The organism is Sutcliffiella horikoshii, assembly GCF_044809035.1.
In the GTDB taxonomy this organism is placed as follows: domain Bacteria; phylum Bacillota; class Bacilli; order Bacillales; family Bacillaceae_I; genus Sutcliffiella_A; species Sutcliffiella_A horikoshii_G.
In genome coordinates this window covers 2577410-2594794 of the sequence record NZ_CP085237.1, presented here as the reverse complement: position 1 = coordinate 2594794, position 17385 = coordinate 2577410, and the positions used below count along the sequence as shown (strand labels likewise).

Here is a 17385-nt window from a genome sequence, read left to right as displayed (position 1 = left end):
GGGTGTTTATTGGTTCTCATTTTAAGTTTTTTCCTGTTTAGTTTAATAGGGCATCTTCAGTACAAATTTTTTATCCCTGAGGATTACGCGTTATGGGTATTTAAATACCCATACTCTAGATTTATCATCATAATTGTTTTCTATTTATTTTTAGTATTCTTTTATTTCTTCTTTAGGAAATATAAAGAGAAGACTCCGGTCACAAGAAAGCGTAGAGTTTTGTGGATCAGCTTCATCGGAGCTAATATTATTGGCTTTTACATTATCTTTTCCTCTGTCACTGCAATAACAGATCAGAAGATAATTGACCATTCTTTCCTGCATCCACAAGGCAAGGAGTATTACTTTAAGGACATTGTTAAAATAGAGGCTGGTGTTCGTGGAAATAAATATTATGTTCCTTTTACACACAATAGAGGTGATTTCTACTACAAGATTGAGTTAGTGGATGGGAAAATAATAGACTTGAATGATGAAGTCAGCGGTTATAAGAATGAAGATGAACATCCAACTTTTGTTCTAAATAAGCTTGATGCTCGCCTAGTAGAAATGGGAACTACTAAAGTATCAAGTATGGAGAATTTCCGTTATGCAACGGAAGGACTAGACAGGATGTATACAGACCAAATTAAAAGCATATTGGAACGAAAATAGGCATTGCAAGTAGCAATGCCTATTCGCATGTGAATTTTGTTAGGCTCCATAAACTGCTTTTTTCTATAATTGCAGTTCTCCCTTTTTCCATACATGCTTCCATCTCAAGAGGTATACTTTGAGCATGATAATGGATTTGAGCCAGCCTTCCAACAGATAGAGCAACAATGATGAAACATACAACAGTAATCCCTAGAACAATTCTTATATTAGCTTTTGAGAGTTGGGAATCCGTCTTTTTACCTTTATTGCCGAATGTATAATTGCCAGAGTAGTATCGATAAATTTCATTGTAAAAAAGGAGGTTCTGAAAGATAATTACAAGCAGAATCGCCATAATGAATACAGATCGGTGAAGAGGGATAACCATTAGTAATGCTAGTACCGGAAGTGCATTTGCAAAAAGTATGTACACCTTTTTAGTGGCATTTTTCGATACTTGTTGAAGCATTTCATCATCTTCAAGTAACTCACCAGGCTTGTAAAAAACGAAGAAATATAGTCTTTCTCTGGGGTTATCCCTATTATGCTTTCTATACCTACGATAAAATGCAATATAGAAAGAGATTAGTAATAAGCTACTAACGATAAATAGATGAAAGGGTATTAAACTCCAATTAAAAGAAGTCTTTGTATCGTTTACAACGAATAAAGCATCAAAATTATGTATCATTAAATCCATTAATTGAACCAGACTAAATGTCAATGGCATCAAAAGAATGCAAAAAGCGATTGTCCAAAGTGGAAGCTGAATCCGTAAATCTTTATTCATTTTCCTTCTCCTCTCCTTCTAACCAAAATAACTCATCTACGTTAACTTTCAAATGCTTGGCAAGCCTTAAAGACAAGGCGATGGACGGAGAAAATTCACCTTTCTCTATAAAGCCTATTGTTTGCCTGGTTACACCGACTAAGCTACCCAAATCAGACTGGGAAAAGCCATGTCGAGCCCTTAATTCCTTCACCCGATTACAAAGCATAAGGTTCTCCTTTTTGTTAACTTTTATATACTTAATGTAAAGTATAATTAACATAGTGTCAATAATACTTTACCTATTACTCATAAAAAAACAGTACAAGTAGTTTCTTGTACTGTAAGAAATTTAGTTTGAAAATTGGATAACACCGTCTATAACATTCTTAAGCATATCGATCGAATCTAGTACATCTTCTTTATTTTCAAGACTGTGATCTCCATTAGGAATTAATAGTGTCTTTAGTGTTGGATTAGATGTTAGGTGTGCAAATCGGTCTTCACGATAACAGAAATCTTTATCTCCAATAATACAGAAAGAGTTATTTTCACCCTGTAACATAGCTTGATACACATCATCGCGATGCAGTAATGGAGTTAGCCATATTGCAGAGGTGTTTTTGAAGGTTGTGTGTTTCAATAGACTTGTCAGTGCAATCGTCCCTATTGATTTTGCCACAATTACAAATTGGTCATAGTTGCTCTCTTTCAGAGTTTCCTCCAACGTATGTAAAACATTATCGGAAAATCCTGCGGCGTCAAAAGGATCGAGCTCCGCGTCGCTAAAACGATAATTAATTTGAAGTAAATCGAACCCTTGGTTGAAGTAGTGTCCTGAAGAAAAGTGCAATAAAGGACCTTGAGACGTGTAACCTGCTCCCGGAAGAATGATGGCAAGTTTAGTAGTGGTTTCTTTTTGTTTCATTAGATTAGTAGGAAAAACTTTGACTTCTGATGTCTGGTTTATCATAGATTCACCCCGGATATGAATTTTAAAGAATTATATCATGTAAATTAGCAATATAGGGAAAAAATGTATAATTAATTTTGAGAATAAACTATGCTATGCTAATAAGAGTGAAAAATTGAACATAAGTGGAGGAACTCGATCAATGTCGACACTACCAAACTGTCCAAAATGTAATTCTGAATATACATATGAGGATGCAAACCAAATTGTCTGTCCAGAATGTGCTTATGAATGGACACCAGGCACAGACGCAAATGAAGAAGAGAAAGTGTATAAGGATGCAAATGGTAATATTCTTAATGACGGAGATACGGTCACAGTCATAAAGGACCTAAAAGTAAAAGGTAGTTCTTCTGTTGTGAAACAGGGAACAAAAGTGAAAAATATCCGTCTTGTTGATGGGGATCATGATATTGATTGTAAAATTGATGGATTTGGTGCTATGCAGCTGAAGACGGAGTTTGTGAAAAAAATATAACATGGACCCTTATGGGGTTCATTTTTTTGTGGTCTGTTATTGGAATTTAATGTTAAAATGAGGTATCAGTCATAGCGGAAAAGGAGATAAAGGGTGAGGTATTTTACATATGATTTATTTCTTGCTCAAAGCGATGAGAATTTGAGTCAAATAGAAGAAGAAAGAATTCAGGGGCGGTGGGATCAAAGTGTAGTAGATTATAGGATATCCTATAAAGCGTTGGCTGATAGGATGCCGAGGGAGGTCTATTCATATTTTAGTGGTTGGGGGTTTCATGATTACCAACTATTAAGCTTTGAAGTAAACCATAAAAGTTTGAGAAAAATGGACTTAAAGCTAATACTTAGTAATGATGATGGTTTGAGTAGAATTACCCTATTATTTAAAGATGTGTCATTCTTGGAGTATCATCATGAAAACTATTTCAATGAGAAATCAGTGATGAATCGTGATATGGATTTATGGTTATATGAAGAGTTTCTTTCAGTCGATTCTTGTACCCTATCTTTTGAAGTGATTTTCTCTTCAGGGGCTTCAATTGCAATAAATTTTCCAAACCATGCTGTAACTATTATAGAGGAGCGATAATAAATGAAAATCAAGATTGATGATGTTACACACCCAGCTGTCATTACTTTTGTTGAGGAGCATATGAGAAATTTAAATCTGCTTTCTCCACCAGAAAGTAACCACTATTTGGACTTAGATGCTTTACGAAAACCAAATGTTACTTTTTGGAGCGTGTGGGAAGGGGAAGAGGTTGTTGGGTGTGGAGCTTTAAAAGAGTTGGATGCCAAGAGTGGTGAGGTGAAATCCATGAGGACTTCGTCGCTTCATTTAAGAAAGGGTATAGGGGCACAAATTCTCCAATGTATTATTCAAGCGGGGAAAGAGCGTGGCTATCAGAATTTGTATCTTGAGACAGGGTCCATGGAGGCTTTTTATCCTGCGCAGAAACTATATAAAAGTTTTGGATTTGATTATTGTGAGCCGTTTGCCGATTACGAAGAAGATCCTAATTGTGTTTTTATGTTGAAGAAAGTATAAATAGGTAGGAGTCTTTTGGTACCTTAGCGATTTTATTTCAGCAACAAAACTAGGTATGCTGTTTAGGTTTTTATGTCGCTATTTGTCGGTTGGCTAATATTTGCTAGAGTTTCGACAGTAAAGGGTACAGTTTGGACCGTATTTTTAATTTTTGGACAGTATTTGATGCAGTTTGGACATTAAATTAGAGGATGCCATCTTTTGGCGGATAAAAGCTGCTGCATAAGCAGCAATAATGAGTATAAATAACCTATGTAACCCATTAAACTTAAAAGAGGGGGGCGAAAACATGACCACAATAAAGGATAAAACGTTTATATTGGAATGTAGGGAAGGGTATACACCTGAGATTGGTCGGCTTCTAGCTATGATGGAGTATGCAAGAAGAACAACAATTGAGGCTACCCAACATTTAACCGTGGAAGAGTTAGATTATAGAATAAACGGACAAGGAAACTCAATAGGCAGTCTACTATTACATATCGCATGCGTAGAAGAGGTTTATCAAATACTAACCTTCGAAGAAAGAGACCCTACAGAGCAAGAAATGGAGAAGTTGAGGGCTGGCCTGACCCTAGGTGATTGTGCGTTTGAAGCATCCAAAGGCAATGATGCTTCCTTCTATATCGAAAAACTGAGTAAAGTTCGAGAGATCACAATATCAGAACTAAAGCAGAAAGAAGATAAATGGTTGGATGAAGAGTTTCCGTTTGGTCCTAACCATCTTGCTAACAATTACTTCCGTTGGTTTCATGTCTTTGAGGATGAATTAAATCATCGAGGGCAAATCAGGTTAATAGTGGGCCATAAGCAACGGAATACTGACTAAATAAAAGAAAGGTGCCCATCCCTATCCGGAGGTAGGCACCTTTTACTTCACAAACTCCTTAATATACTCATCCTTTGCCTTCTTGACCACACCACTTAAACATACAATTCCAATGATATTCGGAACCACAATGAAGAACAGCAGCAAATCTAAAAGTTCCCAGACGAACTTTAATCCACCGATAGCCCCGACTACAATGGCGGCAAGGTAGACGAATCTCATGAAATAGCGCATTTTACGACCAAATAATAATTCGGCCTGACTTTCCCCGTAAAAGATGATCACCCCGACGGTAGCCAGAACAAAAAAGACTAGAAATACAGAGATGGAAAGGGAGCTGAGCCAATCCGGCAGTGTGGTTTTCATTGCATAGGAAACCATGGAGGCAGCTTTCTTCACGCCAACTTCTTTCCAAACATCGGTTATCAATACGGTAAGACCGGTGAGGCTGCAAATAACCAATGTATCAATAATGACGGCGATCATGCCCCAAAATGATTGTCTAACAGGTTGGTCCGTATCAGCAGAAGCGTAGGCTATGGAGGATGTACCCATTCCTGCCTCACTTGTGTAAAGCCCCCGAGCAAGTCCCCATCTCATGGTCTGGACGACAGTGGCTCCTGCAAACACACCTACAGCAGAAGTCGGAGTAAAGGCATCCGAAATAATTAAGGACAAAACGCCTGGAAGTCTTTCAATATTGATGCAGATAATAGTTAAGGTTAAACCGACATAGGTAAGAACAAAAATTGGCAGCAATCTTGAACTGATTTTCCCGATTCGGTCAATTCCACCAAAGACGATAAAAGCAGTGACGATGGCTAGAAGAACCCCAACTGCTAATAATGATATGTTATATTCATTTTCCAATTGCACACTCACGCTATTGGATTGCACCATCACACTTGGTACCACTTCAAGCATCAAACCGAATGCATAAAACCAGCCAAGTTTATCCCAGCGCAATCCTTTGGAAAGATAGTAAAAGGGCCCACCCACCCATTTGCCTTCTTTATTTTTTTCTCTATATGTAATCCCCAACACAAGCTCTGCAAAAATGGTCGACAACCCAATGAACGCCACGACCCACATCCAAAATAAAGCCCCAGGTCCTCCAAAAGCGATGGCAACAGGGACACCGACGATATTCGTTGCACCTGCAGTGGCAGATAAAGCAGAGGTAAAGGCCGCAAAGGGACTGATGCCACCCGCTGAACCGGTTGTTTTTTTACCGATTTGACCTAATGTCATTTTCACAATGTGTGGAAAATAACGAAAAGGAAGAAAGCCTAGTCTAATCGTTAAAAAGATTCCTGCAACCACAAAAAGTATAATCATCGGGAAGCCCCAAATAAAGTCAGTGAACGCCGATAGCATGTGTTTCACGTGTATTCCCCCTCTAGTCTATCTTTTTCCAAAGGGAGGAATCTATTCTATAAAATGAGGTTTATAAATCTTGACAAAAAAGGGAAAGCAGAAACCGTTAAAAAGATCCCCGCCCCAATGTTAACGATTTTAAGGATTCTTTCTTTAATAAATGCCCTGGCGAAATGAACCGTAAAAGCGATATTCAAGTTCCACAGAAAAATGCCGAGTAACAAGGATAAACACCCTACTAAAGCAAGTATCCAACTCTCGGAAAGGGAATGAATGGAGGAACCGAATATGCCGAACCAAAAAACGAAATTAATGGGATTAAAAGCAGCGATGCTAAATCCAACAACATATGAATTCCTCTGAGTGGGTTGTCCAATCTCCAGTATCTTTCTTTTGGTAAATGAGCCATAGATAGTCGATATCCCAAGGTATAGCAATAAGGTACCACCTATGCCATACATGCATATTTCCACCCATTCCACTTGGAGATAGGGAGCCATCCCAATTAAAATGATCAGTAAAAATAATATATCGGCTGTCATTCCCCCAAGACCTACGAGCCAGGAAGCATAAAATCCAGAAGAAATACCCCGTTTGATCATCTCTAAATTTATTGGCCCAACTGGAGCAGCTAGGCTTATACCAAGCACCACAAAATGAAGCACTGTCCAAATTAAATCCATGTCCATAACTCCTAACCACAAGACTTGTCCATAAATTTATATGTAGAAGTAAAGGAGTTTCATGCATAGATGAAGAGAATTGTTCGTATTTATAATTAGTACTTTGCTTAATTAAAGGGGGAGAAGGGATGCAGCAATTAGATCTGGAGATACTTTACTCAGTTAAGAATGTGCCTCCCTGGGGAAGGCATGTCTTTTCGGAATTTTCAAAGGATATGTTGTCGGAGACTCGTCCGTTTCCTTGTGTATTTGGTGTAGAAGGGTTTAAACAGGGCTCACTCCGTTTTGCTTTTATTGAAAGTACGACTTGTCCCGTTGAAATGGAGAACTTGGCCGATGCCTTGAGATTGTATCTGGAAGAAGCCAGAGATCTTGGGAAAAATACTTCGTTTGTTGCATTCTTTAAGCCAGAAGAGAAAAAATCACTAGAACAATATGAAAAACAATTCTGGAATATACTCCAGCACTTACATCAGTTCGATGAAAAAGATTGGCCGAAAAATATCCCATCAGATCCAGAACATTATCTTTGGGAATTTTCTTTCCAGGATGAACCGATATTTGTTGTATGCAACACCCCTGTCCATGAAAAACGAGCAAGCAGGAGAGCATCAACGTTTATGATTACCTTCCAGCCAAGATGGGTGTTTGATGGCATAAGCGGTGACACTCACCTCGGAAAGTTGTTTCAAAAAACGGTAAGGGATCGTTTGGAAGTGTATGATAGTGTTCCTGCTCATCCTTCACTTAACTGGTACGGTAAAAAAGAAACAAGAGAATGGAGGCAGTATTTCTTGATGGATGATAACAATGTAGATACATCAAAATGCCCATTTCACGCGTCTTTGGAAAAGGAGAAAAGCAGTACGTCAGAGGTTACTTATTCATTCTCCTCAGACTTTAAAGAGTTTCGAGTAGAACGAGGGGTAGGCGGTAGTCTTGAAAAAGTAACAATGGAGCTATTACCTATCAGGGGAACAGGGTATGTCGAAGTACAGAAAGACGAACCGTTCAAAGCCCATCCCACTCATACCCATCCAACCAATGAGATCCTACATATTTTAAGTGGGAGTGTCTCTATGGAAGTGGGAGGGGAGCTTTTTACCTGTCAAGAGGGTGACCGAATATACTTGCCAAAGGAAACGGTACACGGATCATTAGCAGGAATGGATGGCTGTTTATATGTCATTGCGGTTTTAAAATAATTTGGTAACTCCATTTTCTTTCTGGAATGGAGTTTTTTCTATTTAACGGGGAAAAATAATAAATAATGGGCATTTCCATAACTTACTAATGATAGATGAAGATTCCAATTATCTTGAATGCATATATTTTGACAGTGAGATATCCGTGTGGTAAATATAAAAGGTATTATAATTCAACTAGAAGAAGGAGTGAATTCTTCATGAATAACACTACTACTAAATCGGCAATTGAAACAATGAAAGAACGCCATTCGGTTCGTAAATATACGCAATATGAAATGCCTCAAAAAGATCTACAAGACATATTAGAGGCAACTATCACGGCACCATCTTCATGGAACCTGCAACATTGGAAGTTCCTTGTGATTCAATCTGGTAGCCAGAAAGAAAAGCTCTTACCCATTGCCTTCAACCAGCAACAAGTAGTCGACAGCTCTGTCACTATTGCGGTGTTAGGTGACCTTGAAGCAAATCACAATGCGGAAAAAGTGTATGGGGAAGTGGTGAACAAAGGATTCATGACTCCAGAGGTAAAAGAAATTTTAACAAATCAAATCCACGGTGCTTATACAAATGATCAGTTTGCACGTGATGAAGCGGTAATGAATGCTTCTCTTGCTTCCATGCAATTGATGCTTGCGGCTAAAGAAAAAGGGTATGATACTGTCCCAATGGGTGGATTTGATAAAGTAGCATTCAGAAAAGAATTTAACATCCCTGAACGTTATGTCCCTATTATGTTAATCTCTGTTGGTAAAGCAGCTGTTGAAGCCCATGGAACGTTACGCTTCCCAGTTGATGAAGTTGTGGCATATGAAACGTTTTAAATAACAATATGATGGAAAGGACTCACTCCCAGGGGTGAGTCCTCTTCTTTTTAGTTATACAAAAAGCCAAACATGGCAGGAAGCCTTTTGCGCCAAGCAGCCTCGTTATGAACTGCATCTTCCACCACATCAAAGCATACCTTTCCGACCTTCTTTACCAATAAATCATATACACTTTGGCTTGAGTCAATATATATTTGATGATTGATAAAAGAGGTATCTTCTTTCGTCCCAACATCTAAGTAAAATCGCTCAACCTCACTTAAATCACTTTCTAGTATGTATGCTTCTATTTCACGTTGATTAATCCAATATGCAGAAGACAAAGATGCAATCCGTTTATAAATATGGGGGTATTTACATACCGCATATGTAGAAATTAGTCCACCCATAGAACTGCCTGCCATTGCTGTTTCTTCCGGAAGTGTACGGTATTTTTCATCAATCAAAGGCTTTAACTCCAAAGCAAGGTAATCTATATATTCTTTCCCTTTTCCACCTGTAAGGTTCTCATCATTGAAAAGCCTTTGTCCCAACTCTCTATTTTCCCATGGTGCATATTCGTTAAATCGTTCAAAACCTTCATGGTTGCAATCGATTCCCACCACAATAATCTCAAGATTTGACTCTTGTTCTAAATAGTCCTTAATCCCCCAGCTTACTCCAAAGCTTGCTTCACTATCAATAAACAGATTTTGGCCATCGTGCATGTACAATACAGGATATCGCTTGTCTGTTGTTTCATATCCTTTTGGTAAAAGAACGCTTATTCTTCGGTCTGATTGAAATGGGGTGATAGTTACGGTGAAATAATCCAGCATGCTTAACTACTCCTTCATATTTTTGATTCTTTTATTATATTAGTAAATATTGGAGTAGGGTAGGCAAATTTAAAAATGTATATCTATAAAAATAGAGGACAGTGTCAACTACACCGTCCTCGTTCGTTCCCTATTTTAAATGTTTTCTCAATAATTCAATATGCTGCTTATGCTCGTTCAATATGGACTGAACCATATTCTTACTCTCCAAATCAAGGTCACCTTTCACAAACTCTGCCATCATATCGGACCCGAATTCCTCGCCATGAATAGCGCCTTCAATAATGGCGCTTGAATCCTTCGGGTAGCCCTTTACCTGCTGGACTCTCTCCTGAAAAGCTCCAACTAGGCCTACGTCATCGACTGCCTCGCCACCAAGGTTCTGAATTCTTTCCGCTACAAAAATAGCATGCATCTTATGGTTTTGCTGGATTGTTTGCAAATCTTTCTTTATCGCTTCATCCTGTGTGTTTTTAATATAATGCTCATATGCATGAATGCCCATGAACTCGCCCTCCAAAAAGGCATTCAATTCTTTGATTTGCTCATCCATTCCTTTCACTCCTTCATAATTGTCGCTATCTTTATGATTCAATTAAAAATAGGAAATTATTCTTACCAACAAAAAAGGGCAACCACCGGTATGGTTGCTCCTTAGGTTTTACTCTTTCAAGCCAAAACCAATTTCCTCTAAGAACTCATCAATCGCCTTTTCGTACTCCTCGCGATTTTCACTATAGCTCATTGCATGCATTCCGTTTCTAGCGACATACAACTGCTTTTTACCTTTCTTTTTTTCAAAAAGTTGCTGTGTCATCATAATCGGAATAAAGTCGTCAGGTTCGCTGTGGATAAACAAAACCGGATTATCAATGTTTTCAATAACATTGATTGGTGAGACATCTCTGATGGAGTACTTATCTCTTATGCGTAAAAAAGTATTGGCAATTGGCATGACAAGCTGCTTTGGAATTTTGAAATCCGCTTTTAAACGATAAGTCAGCTGTTCCTCAAGATCTGAAAAAGGACAATCAGCGATGTAGAAGTCGGCACCATCTTCAATTCCCCCGGCATACATCAGTAATGTCGCAGCACCCATGGATTCTCCATGAATTCCGATGGTTGCTTCACTTCCAGCATGTTCGCGAACCCAATCTACAACCGCTTTTAAATCGTGCTTTTCATAAAAGCCATAGCTTGTTGTCTTCCCACCAGATTTACCATGTCTACGATGATCATATAATACGACATTCCAATCTCTTTCAAGGAATATATTCATGTATTTAATGGAATTGAGGGTGTTTTGCGTCACACCATGACTGAAAATCATATAACGGGTTGAACCCGGTACATCAAACATTTCCCCGTAAATATTGTAGCCGAGTGGGGAAGGGATGGTAAGTTCTCGTTTAGGTAATTTCAAATAAACATCTTCTTTAAAGTGGCCGAGGAGTTTTTCACGTTGCAGAATCTCTTCGTTTGTTTTTTTGCGAATGTACATTACTTTATTGGTGAAAAAAATACCGACAAACAGGATATAGGAAAGTAAAATGCCCATTACAATTAATACACGTTTTAGCTGTTTCACCGTAAAACCTCCAAAAGGATATATATACCATAGTTTAACATTTGGATAACCTAGAAGGGAAATGGGAGGGGAGAAGAGAGCGGAATTTTATCTAATAATTGTTGTATTTTTATGATATGCTTTGGGGAAAAGAGGTGTTTAAATGATGAAAGGAGATCATCTACAACGATTACCTGCAATAAAAGCTGCAAAGAAAATCATTGAAAAACATTTTCCTAATTGTGACGGTGCGATTCTCGCGGGGAGCGTAGTCCGTGGACAAGAGAGTTCCACGTCAGACCTGGATATTGTGGTTTTTGATCAAAAGTTACCAGCTTCATACAGGGAATCCTTCCTAGAATTAGGATGGCCGGTTGAATTATTCTGCCATAACCTAGAATCCTATCAAGCCTTTTTCAAAAGCGATTGCGAAAGGGCACGTCCATGTATGCCAAGAATGATTGCAGAGGGAATTGTTCTAAAGGACAATGGAATTATTGCTGGTGTAAAACTAGAAGCGGAAACACTTTTAAATTCTGGTCCGGAGAAATGGGACGCATCAATAATTAAGTTGAAACAATATTTCCTTACCGATGTGTTAGATGACTTTATTGGTACTTTGAACAGATCTGAAGCAATATTTATAGCCGGAACACTTGCTGAACTTGCAGCTGAATTTGTTTTAAGAACTAATAATAGGTGGATCGGTTCTTCCAAATGGATTCATCGTTCTCTTGTAGAATTTGATAAAGACTTTGCAGGGGCATTTACGGAAGCGTTTGATTTATTTTATACAACCAATGATAAGAGCAAAGTTATACATATTGTAAAGGAAATATTGGAACCACATGGTGGTAGATTGTTTGCGGGGTTCTATCTAGGAAAGGGAAGCTCAGATAATTAGTGATATACTAGTGCTACATTACTTTAGAAAGGAGTGTAAAAAGAATGAAATTATCAGATTTACATCATGTCAGTCTTGCAGTGAATGACGTGGAAGAAGCGAAACACTTCTACGGAACACTACTCGGGTTTCCTGAGTTGAAAAGACCAGACTTTGATTTTCCCGGTGCATGGTATCAGATTGGGAATTCTCAGCTTCATTTAATAGAAAATAAACAGGCTGAAACCTTGAGATACAAAGATAATATCGACAGTAGAGATGGTCATTTTGCTATCAGAGTAGAAGATTATTATCAAACGGTGGAATTTCTTGAGAGTAAAGGTATTGAAATCGTACAAAAACCTAATAGTAAAAGCGGTTTTGCACAAATCTTTTGTATGGATCCTTCCAATAATTTAATTGAATTTAATGTAGAACAGAAAGACCTAAATGGAAGGGAGTAGCCACTTTATTAACTACTCCGTTCCTATTATTTCTTTTGGCAAACATAGACCATTTGGGGACCTTTAGGAGTTAATGAACTCTTCTTCCAGTCCCCATATTCATGTAATATCCTAAATCCATGCACATGTATTAGACGTCGCATTTCCAATGGGAAAACATAACGCAATGATATTTTATCGTTCTCTACCGATGCTACATTTGTGCCCTTGAAAAATCTTCTTTCCGTTTCACAGTGAAGTATCTGTGTCATAGGATTATACGTTTCTTTATGATACTCTCTCACCTGCAAACCATTAGAATGCTTAAAATGCTCTTCATACTCATCCACTTTTGATAACTCCTCCATAATCGGATTTCTCGTATCAAAAATGAATATCCCTCCATCTTCTAGGTGCCTGTGGACGGATTGGAAAAGTGCATCTTGTACCTCATTGGTAAAGAAATGTTGAAAGGAGTTGCCACACATGAACATTAACTTAGTGGATTGTTTAAGAGATAACCGAGTGCAATCCTGTAAGAACCATTGGATTGGCAAATTCTTTTCGATAGCTTTGGCTTTAGCCCAATCCAGCATGCCTGCATGAATGTCCACTCCTATCATTTCATGCCCTAGTTCTGCTATTGGAACTGTCAATCTACCCGTTCCACACGCTAATTCAATTATTGGTCCATCTACTGGTGCCCATTCCAGAATTAGAGGTAAATCTATTAAAAAATTCTCGTGTTTACGGTCATATTCATTTGCATCTGCATATTTTTGAAGATTATCACTGAAAATGTTATTCATTGATTTCCGCCTTTTCGTTTCTTAAAACTGTAATAAACCCATCTAAAATCTGCCTTACAAAAAAGCCCTTTCGCTTATAAAACTCAAGTGCCTGCTCATTCCCATTTGCAACAAAGATAAAATAATTCTCTACTTGATTACCATTAACTCATTACATATTTCTTTGCAAATTTCTAATCTATCAATAGGTACTTCTTCATATGTAAAATTCATCTATATCTCCCCCTATAGACTATTATAAAATAAATTGAATGAAAATTCTCTACTTTCTCTATCCGTATTGTTGATATAATAGAGTGGAGAAAATTTAAACGGCTAGGGTATTCCTATCCAGGGGGAGGAACGATGAAACTAGGCGCATTTTCAGTCAGTTTAACGGTTAAAGATATCCATAAATCAAAGGAATTCTATGAGTGTCTAGGCTTTGAAGTATTAGGAGGGGAAATCAGCCAAAATTGGTTGATTATGAAGAATGAAAGTTGTGTGATTGGGCTTTTCCAAGGGATGTTTGAGAAAAATATACTGACTTTTAATCCAGGGTGGAATCAAAATGCAGAGAGTTTAGAGGACTTCACAGATGTAAGAGTCCTTCAACAAAGCCTTAGGGAAAAAGGGATTAACATCCTAACAGAAGCAGATGAATCAACTAAGGGACCTGCAAGCTTTACAATAGAAGATCCAGATGGAAATCCTATCTTAATGGATCAACATAGATAAAAAAAGTCGACTTGTAAAGGGAGGGTATCCCACAACAAGTCGACTTTGTTATTTTATCGATTAAAAATTTCGTCCCAGCTATTTACCATATCCCAAGAAAATCTTGGGAACATTGAAAATATATTTTGGTCAGTTACCATAGATGAGATTACAATCGACGTAAGAAACAAACCTGTGATAGCAATTAAGAGCGCATAAGTTTCCATTGATTTTTGAAATTCAGTTTTCTGATTCAACATCTTTCCTCTTTTCTGTGATTTAGTATCCAATGTGTATCTAAATCACTGCAAAGGAGAGAAAACCACCTTGATAAAAGTAAGGAGTAAGGAATAGGTGGGGGTTTGCTAAGATATCTTCACTGATTGAATGTTTATATGGAAAATGATGAATATCTATTGATATAAAATGTGTGTATTCACACGTAACATCCTTCTTCTTTTTTTGCCAACCATTTGTACTAGGAGTCTGAACGGCCGGTTCAATTTGCATATCATTATGGGCTGATATGGTATCACTGGATAGTGGAAAAGAATGTGCCACTTCTCCATAAGCCAAACAAGGAAAAGAGAGAAATAAGAGAGCTATAATTGTGTAAAGGCGTTTTTTCATCTAAATCACTTTCCTTGTTAGGTTAATTAGATTAATTTTACTCTCATATAATGTTATTGGCAATGTCAGGTTAAAATTGCTTAGAAATCAACAAGAAATATGTTATATTATGTTAAATTTGTTATAGATTAATAGAAAATAAAAAAAAGGGGAGTTTGGATGGTTGAAAGTGTTCTTACCTTAAAGTTTCTTATAAGCTTAGTTTTGTTTGGAATATTACTTGTAGGTGCGTTTATGCTCCTACTTCGCAAAAGTCGTTTCGGACCACTATCTATTGCTTTGGTTATTCTCGTTGGAGGGTACTATTTGTATGACCAAATGATTTCCACTACATCAGATGCAGTGGTGCTTGAAGAAGTACAAGAGGATAGTGAGATAAGGCACTTGGAAATTAGGAAGTTAGAATTTGAGAGGAGTTCATATTCATTCAAGAAAAGGATTTTGATTGAAGAAGAAGAGACGATTCGGAAAATATTGAATGACTTGTCAGGCCTGGAGTTAAAAAAGGAACTCAACATGGAACCAGGTGGAGCGGAGTATATGCTGAATATTTTGGTATCTAATTCAAAGGATAATAAGATTGAAACTGGCCACATCCAGATTAGAATAGGAGAAGAGTATATTGATGATATTTATAAGATAGATAGTGAAAAGGATCATCTAAAGACAATCAAAGAGTTGGAACGTGATTTAGAGTGGGAGAAGGAATAAGGGGAATTGTTCTTTCTCCTTCGTTTTCTTGTTGCGTGTAAGGGAAGTAGCGATTGCAGCAAAAATGTCACCTATTAATGTAAGTAGAGCAGCCAATGTTTATCACCTCATTTAACCGGTTTTAAGTTCAGAACTTTCGCTCAATCATAACATGAAAAAGTGGACCGATTCAAAGTTATAAGGGATAATATACTGTCCAACCGTTAATAAAGGGGATGTGTCTAATTGGTTAAAGTTATCGAACAAGAAATTCCGTTCTTGAGAGAAGCCAACAATGTACAGCAGCTTATCAAGGAGTTTTCCACTGACCAGAAGTTCGTAATTGATGATAAGTACCTTATCCGTCTTTTTCCTTTAGAAGATGCAATTCATAGAAGGAAAGAATTTGAAACAATTGTTAGGTTATCGTTACTCTCGGATTTTGTGCCTAAAGCCATCGAATTTGGTGTAAAGGAAACCTTAGGATTGGCTTATATGGTATTGAACTATCTGCCAGGGAAGGATGGGGAAGAGGCGCTAAGTAGTTTGACAGAAATGGAACAGTATCATATTTGGGTTTCAAGCGGGGATGGAATTGAAAAAATTACATGAATATCCTGCTCCTGAAGGCATCGAACTATGGAATATACATAAAAAAAGAAAAAGTGATAGATACATAGAAGAATTAAAGCTACTAGAAGATGTAGACACAGAGGTTATTAGTAAACTTATAAGCTATATAAAATCAAATGAGTACTTGATGGATGGCCGCCCTAACAGATTCCAGCATGATGATTTTCATCCTTGCAACCTTATTGTAGAGGGAAGGGAATTCAATGGGTTTATTGATTTTCAGAGGATGGACTGGGGAGACCCCATACATGACTTACAAAAACTCGGCTTTTTTGGGATAAAGGTAAGTATTCCTTTTTCTATTGGTGCCCTCGATGGATATAATGAGGGAGAGAAAATTAGTGAGGAGTTTTGGCAGCTATTTGCTCTTTATAGTGCGATGCATGTAGTCTCCTCATTCGTATGGGGAAAGAAGATGGGAGACGAGCAATATGATCTATTGTCCGGGTATGCGATGGATGTTATGAGAGACCATGATGATTTCAAGAAGATTATTCCTCGCTGGTATAGGGAGATGAGGTAGAGAGAGAGGTTCTATTAGACAGAGTATTAGGATCAGGTCGTGCTTCGGTTGTATAGGGCGCATCTATTGGACAGAACGCTAGGTTTGGTTGAGGCTTCGTTTGAATAGAACGCTTCTATTAGACAATTCACCATGGTCGGAAGGTGTTTCGGTCGAATAGAACGCTTCTATTAGACAGTTTACCATGTTTGAGAGGTGCTTCTGTTGAATAGAACGCTTCTAATAGACAGTTCACCATATTTGAGGGGGGCTACGGTCGAATAGAACGCTTCTAATAGACAGTTTACCATGTTTGAGAGGTGCTTCGGTTGAATAGAACGCTTCTAATAGACAGTTCACCATATTTGAGGGGGGCTACGGTCGAATAGAACGCTTCTAATAGACAGTTCACTATGTTTGAGAAGTAATTCGGTCATATAGAAAAAGAGGTTCTTCCATTGAGAACCTCCCTACTTTGAATTTATTTTTTCTTCTTTTTCGATAAGTCCACAAATCCTTTTTTCACTACTTTCTCTAAGGCCACATGAACATTAATGTGACGGTCATCAACATGAGTCACACTTAAGACTTTCCCTTTTCTTCCCTTTATCCTTAATTCCTCATCCACATTCGGAAACTCTTTCCGGTACTGACTTAATACAACATTCTTATTTTCCATAAAATAAACGAAATACATAGGGATCTCACCTGTTTCATTTAGAATAGGTTATAGGAGTTCGCTCTTATAACACTTTTTACAAAATATGTTTGTATGCATTGATTTAGACCTCATATGGAAGTATGGTAAATAGAATTTAAATGAATATTTTAATTTTGTAGGGAGGGGTTCACAACAATGAGGACAATGTTGGCAGGAATTGCGAGTT

24 protein-coding genes are annotated in these 17385 nt (G+C 37.7%); 13 read left to right on the top strand and 11 right to left on the bottom strand.

Annotated elements, in window-relative coordinates; genetic code table 11:
- Window positions 1-219 precede the first annotated feature (219 nt).
- Window positions 220-654 (top strand): hypothetical protein, encoded by a 435-nt coding sequence (locus LG307_RS13535; protein WP_404442810.1) that lies wholly within the window; start codon window positions 220-222, stop codon window positions 652-654.
- 19 nt (window positions 655-673) lie between these two features.
- On the opposite strand, the gene LG307_RS13530 is transcribed toward LG307_RS13535, so the two are convergent.
- From LG307_RS13530 to LG307_RS13520, 3 genes are all read right to left on the bottom strand, one after another.
- Complete coding sequence (locus LG307_RS13530; RefSeq protein ID WP_404442808.1) at window positions 674-1426, bottom strand: hypothetical protein; 753 nt, start codon at window positions 1424-1426, stop codon at window positions 674-676.
- Window positions 1419-1634, bottom strand: coding sequence for a helix-turn-helix transcriptional regulator (locus tag LG307_RS13525; protein ID WP_404442805.1), 216 nt, complete (start codon window positions 1632-1634; stop codon window positions 1419-1421). The genes LG307_RS13530 and LG307_RS13525 overlap by 8 nt, the downstream gene beginning before the upstream one ends.
- Before the next feature lie 123 nt (window positions 1635-1757).
- Window positions 1758-2378 carry an alpha/beta hydrolase gene (locus tag LG307_RS13520; protein WP_404442803.1) on the bottom strand — a complete coding sequence of 207 codons (621 nt, stop codon included), beginning with the start codon at window positions 2376-2378 and terminating at the stop codon, window positions 1758-1760.
- 142 nt (window positions 2379-2520) lie between these two features.
- Here LG307_RS13520 and LG307_RS13515 point away from each other — a divergent pair, with 142 nt between their 5' ends.
- From LG307_RS13515 to LG307_RS13500, 4 genes are all read left to right on the top strand, one after another.
- Window positions 2521-2856: a zinc ribbon domain-containing protein YjdM gene (locus tag LG307_RS13515; protein ID WP_404442800.1), complete on the top strand. Its 336-nt coding sequence runs from the start codon at window positions 2521-2523 to the stop codon at window positions 2854-2856.
- A gap of 93 nt (window positions 2857-2949) precedes the next feature.
- A complete protein-coding gene (locus LG307_RS13510; protein ID WP_404442797.1) occupies window positions 2950-3444 on the top strand; it encodes a hypothetical protein in 495 nt (164 codons plus the stop codon).
- A gap of 3 nt (window positions 3445-3447) precedes the next feature.
- The gene (locus tag LG307_RS13505) at window positions 3448-3903 is read left to right on the top strand and encodes a GNAT family N-acetyltransferase (protein ID WP_404442794.1); all 456 of its coding nucleotides are present in this window, start codon (window positions 3448-3450) and stop codon (window positions 3901-3903) included.
- Window positions 3904-4192: 289 nt separating this feature from the next.
- Window positions 4193-4732, top strand: coding sequence for a DinB family protein (locus LG307_RS13500; protein ID WP_404442791.1), 540 nt, complete (start codon window positions 4193-4195; stop codon window positions 4730-4732).
- Between the two features lie 42 nt (window positions 4733-4774).
- On the opposite strand, the gene LG307_RS13495 is transcribed toward LG307_RS13500, so the two are convergent.
- Both LG307_RS13495 and LG307_RS13490 read right to left on the bottom strand, forming a co-directional pair.
- Window positions 4775-6109: an alanine/glycine:cation symporter family protein gene (locus LG307_RS13495; protein ID WP_404450457.1), complete on the bottom strand. Its 1335-nt coding sequence runs from the start codon at window positions 6107-6109 to the stop codon at window positions 4775-4777.
- A gap of 56 nt (window positions 6110-6165) precedes the next feature.
- Window positions 6166-6792, bottom strand: coding sequence for a LysE family translocator (locus LG307_RS13490; protein ID WP_404442789.1), 627 nt, complete (start codon window positions 6790-6792; stop codon window positions 6166-6168).
- A gap of 128 nt (window positions 6793-6920) precedes the next feature.
- Between LG307_RS13490 and LG307_RS13485 the strand changes: the two genes are divergently transcribed.
- Window positions 6921-7997 (top strand): YqcI/YcgG family protein, encoded by a 1077-nt coding sequence (locus tag LG307_RS13485; RefSeq protein ID WP_404442786.1) that lies wholly within the window; start codon window positions 6921-6923, stop codon window positions 7995-7997.
- A 200-nt stretch (window positions 7998-8197) separates the two neighbouring features.
- On the top strand, window positions 8198-8824 hold the full coding sequence (locus LG307_RS13480; RefSeq protein WP_404442783.1) for a nitroreductase family protein: 627 nt from the start codon (window positions 8198-8200) through the stop codon (window positions 8822-8824).
- Between the two features lie 50 nt (window positions 8825-8874).
- Here LG307_RS13480 and LG307_RS13475 read toward each other — a convergent pair whose 3' ends face one another.
- The 3 genes from LG307_RS13475 to LG307_RS13465 all read right to left on the bottom strand — a co-directional run bounded on the left by LG307_RS13475 (window position 8875) and on the right by LG307_RS13465 (window position 11203).
- On the bottom strand, window positions 8875-9645 hold the full coding sequence (locus LG307_RS13475) for an alpha/beta hydrolase (protein WP_404442780.1): 771 nt from the start codon (window positions 9643-9645) through the stop codon (window positions 8875-8877).
- A gap of 130 nt (window positions 9646-9775) precedes the next feature.
- Window positions 9776-10198 carry a ferritin-like domain-containing protein gene (locus tag LG307_RS13470; RefSeq protein ID WP_404442777.1) on the bottom strand — a complete coding sequence of 141 codons (423 nt, stop codon included), beginning with the start codon at window positions 10196-10198 and terminating at the stop codon, window positions 9776-9778.
- 108 nt (window positions 10199-10306) lie between these two features.
- A complete protein-coding gene (locus LG307_RS13465) occupies window positions 10307-11203 on the bottom strand; it encodes an alpha/beta hydrolase (RefSeq protein WP_404450456.1) in 897 nt (298 codons plus the stop codon).
- 175 nt (window positions 11204-11378) lie between these two features.
- Between LG307_RS13465 and LG307_RS13460 the strand changes: the two genes are divergently transcribed.
- Together LG307_RS13460 and LG307_RS13455 are read left to right on the top strand one after the other, a co-directional pair.
- A complete protein-coding gene (locus LG307_RS13460; RefSeq protein ID WP_404450455.1) occupies window positions 11379-12116 on the top strand; it encodes a nucleotidyltransferase domain-containing protein in 738 nt (245 codons plus the stop codon).
- A gap of 44 nt (window positions 12117-12160) precedes the next feature.
- Window positions 12161-12559, top strand: a complete 399-nt coding sequence (locus LG307_RS13455) for a VOC family protein (protein ID WP_404442775.1) — start codon at window positions 12161-12163, stop codon at window positions 12557-12559.
- 26 nt (window positions 12560-12585) lie between these two features.
- Here the strand turns inward: LG307_RS13455 and LG307_RS13450 are convergent, their stop codons facing one another.
- On the bottom strand, window positions 12586-13347 hold the full coding sequence (locus tag LG307_RS13450) for a class I SAM-dependent methyltransferase (protein ID WP_404442772.1): 762 nt from the start codon (window positions 13345-13347) through the stop codon (window positions 12586-12588).
- Window positions 13348-13692: 345 nt separating this feature from the next.
- Here LG307_RS13450 and LG307_RS13445 point away from each other — a divergent pair, with 345 nt between their 5' ends.
- Complete coding sequence (locus LG307_RS13445; RefSeq protein ID WP_404442769.1) at window positions 13693-14064, top strand: VOC family protein; 372 nt, start codon at window positions 13693-13695, stop codon at window positions 14062-14064.
- A 276-nt stretch (window positions 14065-14340) separates the two neighbouring features.
- Here the strand turns inward: LG307_RS13445 and LG307_RS13440 are convergent, their stop codons facing one another.
- Window positions 14341-14673 carry a hypothetical protein gene (locus LG307_RS13440; protein ID WP_404442766.1) on the bottom strand — a complete coding sequence of 111 codons (333 nt, stop codon included), beginning with the start codon at window positions 14671-14673 and terminating at the stop codon, window positions 14341-14343.
- Window positions 14674-14832: 159 nt separating this feature from the next.
- Between LG307_RS13440 and LG307_RS13435 the strand changes: the two genes are divergently transcribed.
- The 3 genes from LG307_RS13435 (at window position 14833) to LG307_RS13425 (ending at window position 16519) form a co-directional block, all read left to right on the top strand.
- Window positions 14833-15384, top strand: coding sequence for a hypothetical protein (locus LG307_RS13435; protein ID WP_404442763.1), 552 nt, complete (start codon window positions 14833-14835; stop codon window positions 15382-15384).
- Window positions 15385-15609: 225 nt separating this feature from the next.
- The gene (locus LG307_RS13430) at window positions 15610-15975 is read left to right on the top strand and encodes a hypothetical protein (RefSeq protein WP_404442761.1); all 366 of its coding nucleotides are present in this window, start codon (window positions 15610-15612) and stop codon (window positions 15973-15975) included.
- Complete coding sequence (locus LG307_RS13425; RefSeq protein ID WP_404442758.1) at window positions 15959-16519, top strand: aminoglycoside phosphotransferase family protein; 561 nt, start codon at window positions 15959-15961, stop codon at window positions 16517-16519. Before LG307_RS13430 ends, LG307_RS13425 begins: the two co-directional genes overlap by 17 nt.
- Window positions 16520-16979: 460 nt before the next feature.
- On the opposite strand, the gene LG307_RS13420 is transcribed toward LG307_RS13425, so the two are convergent.
- Window positions 16980-17195: a hypothetical protein gene (locus LG307_RS13420; protein WP_088018642.1), complete on the bottom strand. Its 216-nt coding sequence runs from the start codon at window positions 17193-17195 to the stop codon at window positions 16980-16982.
- Between the last annotated feature and the right edge of the window lie 190 nt (window positions 17196-17385).